The sequence below is a fragment of the Streptacidiphilus neutrinimicus genome (assembly GCF_000787815.1).
GTDB classification, from domain to species: Bacteria; Actinomycetota; Actinomycetes; order Streptomycetales; family Streptomycetaceae; genus Streptacidiphilus; species Streptacidiphilus neutrinimicus.
Window position 1 is genome coordinate 1 of sequence record NZ_BBPO01000039.1, and the last position, 1,542, is coordinate 1,542.

Below are 1,542 nucleotides of genomic sequence, written 5' to 3' on the forward strand. Positions count from 1 at the left end.
GCGGTCCCGTGTCCACGCGGCAGCGCGGCCAACGCGTCGAGTTCGTTCCTGGTCACAGCGCCTCCTCCGCCTCGCGGCATTCGGTCATGTGGCAGGTGTGGGGTTCGTCGAGGCTGCGCCGGAGGTGAAGCCTCGGTCTTCGAACAGCTCTCCGCTGGTCCCCAAGCGGTTCAAGGACAGGACGAGTATCGCCACGCCGCGGTGCCAGTGGTGACGAGATCGGTTATTGGCTCGCGGTCTCGGTGGACGGTTTCGCGGCGCGGACCCAGTCTTCGGTCTGCCGGGTCAGCCGCTGCAGGACGGAGCGGGTGAGGGCCAGGTCCTCCTGGGAGATGCCCGCGACGATGATCTGGTGTGCGGCGTCGGCCCGGGCGGTGATGGCGCCCAGGGCCCGGTGCCCGGCGTCGGTGAGGGCGAGCAGGGGTGAGGTGCGGTGGTCGGGGTTGTCCCGGAACTCCGCGAGGCCGTCGGCGACGAGGTTGGTCGCGATGCGCTGCAGGCCCTGGCGGGCGACGCCGAGGCGGCGTGCGGCCCGGGCCACGGACTGAGGGGGCTCGCTGACGACGCTCATCAACTGCCAGCGGGCCTGCGTCTGCCCCTCCGCTCCGGCCAGGAGCTCGCCCGAGCGGCGCAGCGCCCCCGCGGCTTCGAAGATGTCGGCCACGAGAAGTGGCAGTTCATCCGGCATGCCCGAATCATCCCTTCATCTGGACAGTATGTTGTCATTCGGGCAGCATATTGTCATACCGAGGTGCGCCGGAGGCCACCGACACACCAGCCCCAAACACAACGGAGACCCCATGACGACCACCGACACCGTCAACCGTCTGCAGGCCGCCCTCGAACGCGGCGCGGCCGTCCGGCCGAAGGTCGGCGGCTTCCCCTACCTCGCCGAGAGCCTGCGCCAGGCCGGCGTCACCCACTGCCGCATGGCCGTCCCGGCAGGTGCCTTCCTGTACCTGACCCGGCACGGCAACGTCGTGGTCCAGGGCGAACCCCTGGTGGCCGGCTTCGCGGCCGCACCGCGGTTCGACGAGGCGGCCCTGATCGCGGCCCTGCGGACTGATCAGGCCGGCGAGTCGACGTTCCCCGAGTTCGTCCGCGGCTGCTGGGACGCCGGAATCCTCTGGTACGAGGTCGACACCACAGAGCGCACCTGCACCTACTACGGTGCCGACGGCGAGTCCTATACCGAGGACTACCCGCCCGTCGCCCTCCCCTGAGACCGGCAACAGGAACGACAGGCAAGCGAAGGAACAGACGCCATGAACGCCAAGAAGATGCTGATCAGCCTGATCCCCTGGGCGCTGTTCAGCGTGATCGTGCAGCGCCGAGGAGCCGACGCGGCCGGGTACGCCGGACTCGCCGCCGCGGCCGCGGCCGCCTGGCTGATCGCCAAGGACAAGGCCGTCGGCACCAGGATTATCGACGCGACCGGCGTCGCCACCTTCTTGCTCCTGGCCCTCGCCGCGCTGGCCGGCGGCCACGACCTGCGGGTGCACATCGCCGACTACGGCCGCGGCGCCTCCACACTGGCGCTCG

Annotated in this window: 3 protein-coding genes; 2 read left to right on the forward strand and 1 reads right to left on the reverse strand. The window is 70.3% G+C overall.

Going from position 1 to position 1,542, the window contains the following annotated elements:
* Positions 1 to 223: 223 nt before the first annotated feature.
* On the reverse strand, positions 224 to 688 hold the full coding sequence (locus TR48_RS23260) for a MarR family winged helix-turn-helix transcriptional regulator (protein WP_042370511.1): 465 nt from the start codon (positions 686 to 688) through the stop codon (positions 224 to 226).
* A gap of 112 nt (positions 689 to 800) precedes the next feature.
* Here TR48_RS23260 and TR48_RS23265 point away from each other — a divergent pair, with 112 nt between their 5' ends.
* Together TR48_RS23265 and TR48_RS43485 are read left to right on the forward strand one after the other, a co-directional pair.
* Positions 801 to 1,223 (forward strand): DUF1398 family protein, encoded by a 423-nt coding sequence (locus tag TR48_RS23265; protein WP_042370513.1) that lies wholly within the window; start codon positions 801 to 803, stop codon positions 1,221 to 1,223.
* 42 nt (positions 1,224 to 1,265) lie between these two features.
* The coding region (locus tag TR48_RS43485; protein WP_042370515.1) for a hypothetical protein at positions 1,266 to 1,542 on the forward strand (277 nt) is incomplete at its 3' end.